The organism is Paenibacillus sp. VTT E-133291 (assembly GCF_002264395.1).
GTDB lineage: Bacteria > Bacillota > Bacilli > Paenibacillales > Paenibacillaceae > Paenibacillus_AQ > Paenibacillus_AQ nitricinens.
On sequence record NZ_NFVA01000176.1, the window covers coordinates 1 to 4,660 of the forward strand.

The window sequence follows — 4,660 nt, forward strand, 5'->3', positions numbered from 1 at the left end:
AAAGATCAAAATCGAAGTGAAAGATCAAAAGCAGAGAAAAAGATAAAGGCTCCAGCAAAAATTTGAAGTTGAAAGAATTTTTTATTTAGTATAGGCAAGCTAATTACTGTGATGACTATTGGAGGCGGCGCCGCCAGTTATAGCGGCGTATTCCACTAGCGCGGCCTGACCGGCTGGGGTCAGGGTATACCGCCCACGGCTGACACGGTGGAACCAGCCGTAGTAGTTGTGCTGCAGCATAGCGGCGGCGTTCGGTACGCCGCTACGCTTCCGCAGCTCGGCCGGAGATATCCCGGCCGAGGGGGCGCTTGAGGCAGCGCTAGGGGCACCGCTTCGCGTGCCAGCCGCCGCTGCCTCCCGTGCTGCCGTGTCCCCGGCAGCACGCCCCTCCGGCGCTGAGCTCAGCGCCGGAGCCTGTGCAGCGGTGCTCGCCGCTGCACGTTTGCCCGCTGCGAGCGAAGCCTTCGCAGCGGCCTTCTCGGCAGCGACGGCGGCTTCCGCCTCCGCTGCCTGTAGAGAAAGCGCGACACGCAGCGCTTTCTCGCGGTAGGCCGTCACGAGCTTGACGCGCGTGCTGCCGCCGGTGTTGTAGTCTCCGCTGCGCTCGCGGAACTCATAGAGCAGGCGCTCGCGCCGCCGCTTGTTGCTGCGCTGCGCAGGTGGTGTCTCGTCTGGCTCCACGAGCACCTCGACCAGCGGGGCTTTGGTCTTATAAAAAACAACGGTGATCAGCCCGAGACCAAGACGGCGGCACAGTCCGCTAAGCTCGCCCCAGCGCTGGTTCACCGCCCCTTTTTTATCACGGACACGTTCTACTGCGAGATAGACTGTAGGACTGAGCTTTAGCCGTTCCACGCCTTGCAGGAGCAAGGCGAGGTTGAACGATTTTTTCATCTCTACGATTAGAGGGTGCTCTAAATCCTCACGAATACCCACCAAATCACAAGTCCGAACCTCACCCTTGATGCTATATCCTTGCTTTTCAAAAAAAACCTTCAAAGGAGCATACAGCTCCGTTTCATGTCGTACCGCCATAGTGTCACTCCCGTAGCCCTTTATTTTCGGGTTTCCATTAAGGTTTTACTGCGATTTTATGATTCTCTATTATAGCACAGCAAAAAAGAGGTCAACTATTCCGCGCTTGCCGCATAGGTATGTAATACACTTTTTAACGCTATAGGAGAGCAAGTAGGAGCGCAAGAGGAGGCAGCGAGCAATGGATATTTTTGAGCGAATAGCTTCGTATCGGGCTGAGAACGACCGTTTGGCGTGGAGCGGGACCTTCAAGCAGTATATAGAACTTTTGAAAAAAGACCCCTCTCCCGCTAAAACCGCTCACTCCCGCGTTTATGACATGATCAAGTCGCATGGCGTAGAGGACATAAACGGACGCAAACGTTATAAGTTTTTTGAACAGGAGATTTTTGGACTTGATCGTGCAGTCGAAAAGTTAGTGGAGGAATATTTTCATTCTGCAGCACGCCGGCTAGATGTTCGTAAACGGATTCTGTTATTGATGGGACCTGTCAGTGGGGGGAAATCGACCCTAGTCACGCTGCTAAAACGTGGTTTGGAACAGTACTCGCGGACCGATGCGGGTGCGGTATATGCAATAGAGGGCTGCCCGATGCATGAGGACCCACTACATTTGATCCCCCTGGAGCTTCGTCCAGAGATTGAAAAGGAGCTCGGTGTGCGTATTGAGGGCAACCTATGCCCGTCTTGCCAGATGCGGCTGAGAAATGAATATGCGGGAGATATTGAGCAGGTCAAAGTGACTCGTGTCATTTTGTCAGAAGAAGAGCGGGTAGGGATTGGTACCTTTAGTCCATCCGATCCGAAGTCGCAAGATATCGCCGATTTGACAGGAAGTATCGACTTTTCGACCATTACTGAATTTGGTTCGGAATCTGATCCACGTGCATACCGTTTTGACGGAGAGCTCAATAAAGCTAACCGTGGACTGATGGAATTTCAAGAAATGCTCAAATGCGACGAGAAATTTCTATGGAACCTGCTATCACTGACACAAGAAGGCAATTTCAAGGCTGGCCGATTCGCGCTGATCAGTGCGGATGAAATGATCATCGCTCACACCAATGAAACCGAGTATAAGTCATTTATTTCTAATAAAAAGAATGAAGCGCTCCAGTCCCGTATGATTGTCATGCCTGTTCCGTATAACCTAAGAGTGTCGGAAGAGGAAAAAATCTACGCGAAGCTGATCGCCCAGAGTGATATGAACCATGTGCATATTGCGCCGCATGCGCTGCGTGCCGCTGCTATTTTCTCGATCCTGACCCGTCTGAAAGAAAGTAAAAAACAAGGCATGGATCTGATCAAAAAGCTCAGGATGTATGATGGGGAAGAGGTCGAGGGCTACAAAGAAGCAGATCTCAAAGAGATGCAAACGGAGTATTTGGATGAAGGCATGTCCGGAATAGATCCACGGTATGTTATCAACCGGATTTCCAGCGCTTTGATCAAAGGTGATCTGCAGTGCATGAACGCACTGGATGTCCTGCGGGCCATTAAAGACGGACTGGATCAGCATCCATCGATTACAAAAGAGGAGCGGGAGCGTTATTTGAATTTCATCTCCATTGCCCGCAAAGAATATGACATTTTAGCTAAAAGCGAAGTGCAAAAGGCCTTCGTCTACTCCTTTGAGGAGTCCGCCAAGACATTATTTGAGAATTATCTTGATAATATCGAAGCCTTCTGCAATTGGTCTAAAATCCGCGATCCGTTGACGGATGAGGAGATGGAGCCGGATGAGCGGTTAATGCGTTCGATTGAAGAGCAAATTGGTATCTCTGAGAATGCGAAAAAAGCGTTCCGTGAAGAGATCCTGATCCGGATTTCCGCGTATTCACGCAAAGGGAAGAAATTCGAGTACAACAACCACGACCGCCTGCGGGAAGCAATTGAGAAGAAGCTATTCACAGATCTCAAAGATATCGTCAAAATCACCACCTCGTCCAAAACGCCGGATGAAAGTCAGCTCAAACGGATCAATGAGGTGTGCGCTAGACTGATTGATGGGCATCACTATTGCCCCATCTGCGCTAATGAGCTGCTGAAGTATGTGGGCAGTCTGCTTAATCGGTAAAAAGAGTTCCTTTAAAGTACGTGGGTGTTCCAAAAGCCATGAAAATGGCTATGGGGCACCCTTTTTTGCCCTTTCATTTTTTGTCTACCTCCTTTTACCCTCTTTATGTTGATCTTAACGCCGCCCCCCCATCTGACTAATTTGGTTGTTTCATGTAGAAAGTTCGGAGCTGCTAAAGGACACAGGTGACCCTAAAGGTTGATTTTAAACACATTTCGAAGGTTATCGGACTCCATAGACGCTATTAGCAGGAAAAGCACTAAATATGAGCTGCTTTTTGAGTAAAAGCTGCACTGGAGTCCGAAACTCCGCTCAAAAGGCCATATGTTTGCCAATAACGTCATCTGGGTCCGTAAGCTAATGGGGGCGATGCATTTCATTAGTGGGACAAGCTCTTGTTGTTGTACAGTTAATCATACAGCTCAGCAAAACAGGAACAATCCTCCTCGCTTGCAGTTGATATAATGAAGTCACCGTACGGGGGAAGGCTGGTGCTGCACTTGAATTACAGTAAAGATATAGAGAAATGTGTTGAATATATTGAAGCTCATATCAAAGAAAATATAACTGTGGAAGAAATAGCCGCTGAGGTTGGATATTCGGTGTATCATTTTTGCCGAGTGTTCAGCTTATGCAAGGAAATGTCCGTGATGGAATATGTGCGGAGCCGGAAATTATCTTTAGCGTCAATTGAATTGTTTGCCGGTAGAAGGATCATTGATATTGCGCTGGACTATGGTTTTGAGACACAAAGTGGATTCACTAAGGCGTTTCGCAAGGCTTTTGGCTATAGCCCGACACAGTATGCCGCACGGATGAACGGATTTACTAAAGGAAAAACACGATTTAAAATCGGAGGTTTTATAATGAACCCTGTTATTGTTCGCCAGCCTGCATTTAAGGTCGCTGGGTATGGGATCCAAACTAATGTTGCAGGAAGTATGTACACCAAGGATATTGCTTCTTTTTGGAGTCATTACGAGGGTGAGAATCTGGAGTCTAAAATGTATAAAATATTAAATCCGCCTAAACACGGAGAAGTCGGTTTGTGTATTCCTTCCTCGGATAATGGCAATGCCACCTATCTTCTAGGTGTTATTGTAGAGGACTACTCCAAGGTGGAAAAGGATATGCTGACGATGGATGTACCGGAAGCCGAATATGCTGTGTTCACAACGCCGCCAGTGGATACTTCAACGGATACAGAGCAAATACAGTTTGCACAGGTTATAAAAAGCACTTGGAAGTATATCTTCGAAGAATGGTTTAAGGACAGCGGCTACGACTATGATGACAGTAAGCTGGATTTCGAATTCTATGACGAACGCTGCCATTCGCGGCCGGATACGGTGATGGAGATTTATGTTCCTGTGAAAAAATCGACCGAATGATGTGTAAGGGCAAATGCTGCTCGGTGATGATCGTAACTTCGGGGAATGTTTGGACTTTCGGTCGCTGTTGTCTCTGGATTTATTGATTATTCCTTAGCGGATTAAATCCAGAAACAGCATATGCTTTCGAAGTGAGCTTTCCTACGGAAAGCTTTCG

3 protein-coding genes are annotated in these 4,660 nt (G+C 48.1%); 2 read left to right on the forward strand and 1 reads right to left on the reverse strand.

Going from position 1 to position 4,660, the window contains the following annotated elements:
* Positions 1–99: 99 nt before the first annotated feature.
* The gene (locus tag CA598_RS33240; protein WP_256990735.1) at positions 100–1,035 is read right to left on the reverse strand and encodes a DUF2161 family putative PD-(D/E)XK-type phosphodiesterase; all 936 of its coding nucleotides are present in this window, start codon (positions 1,033–1,035) and stop codon (positions 100–102) included.
* Between the two features lie 181 nt (positions 1,036–1,216).
* On the opposite strand from CA598_RS33240, the gene CA598_RS31100 reads away from it, so the two are divergent.
* Entirely contained in the window at positions 1,217–3,112 is a 1,896-nt protein-coding gene (locus CA598_RS31100) for a PrkA family serine protein kinase (protein WP_094874370.1), read from the forward strand.
* A gap of 464 nt (positions 3,113–3,576) precedes the next feature.
* The gene (locus CA598_RS31105) at positions 3,577–4,503 is read left to right on the forward strand and encodes an AraC family transcriptional regulator (protein ID WP_256990736.1); all 927 of its coding nucleotides are present in this window, start codon (positions 3,577–3,579) and stop codon (positions 4,501–4,503) included.
* The last annotated feature ends 157 nt before the right edge of the window (positions 4,504–4,660 follow it).

Coding starts and splice junctions, on each gene's coding strand:
- CA598_RS33240 (WP_256990735.1), bottom strand. CDS start 1,035: ATGGCGGTACGACATGAAACGGAGCTGTATGCTCCTTTGAAGGTTTTT.
- CA598_RS31100 (WP_094874370.1), top strand. CDS start 1,217: ATGGATATTTTTGAGCGAATAGCTTCGTATCGGGCTGAGAACGACCGT.
- CA598_RS31105 (WP_256990736.1), top strand. CDS start 3,577: ATGAAGTCACCGTACGGGGGAAGGCTGGTGCTGCACTTGAATTACAGT.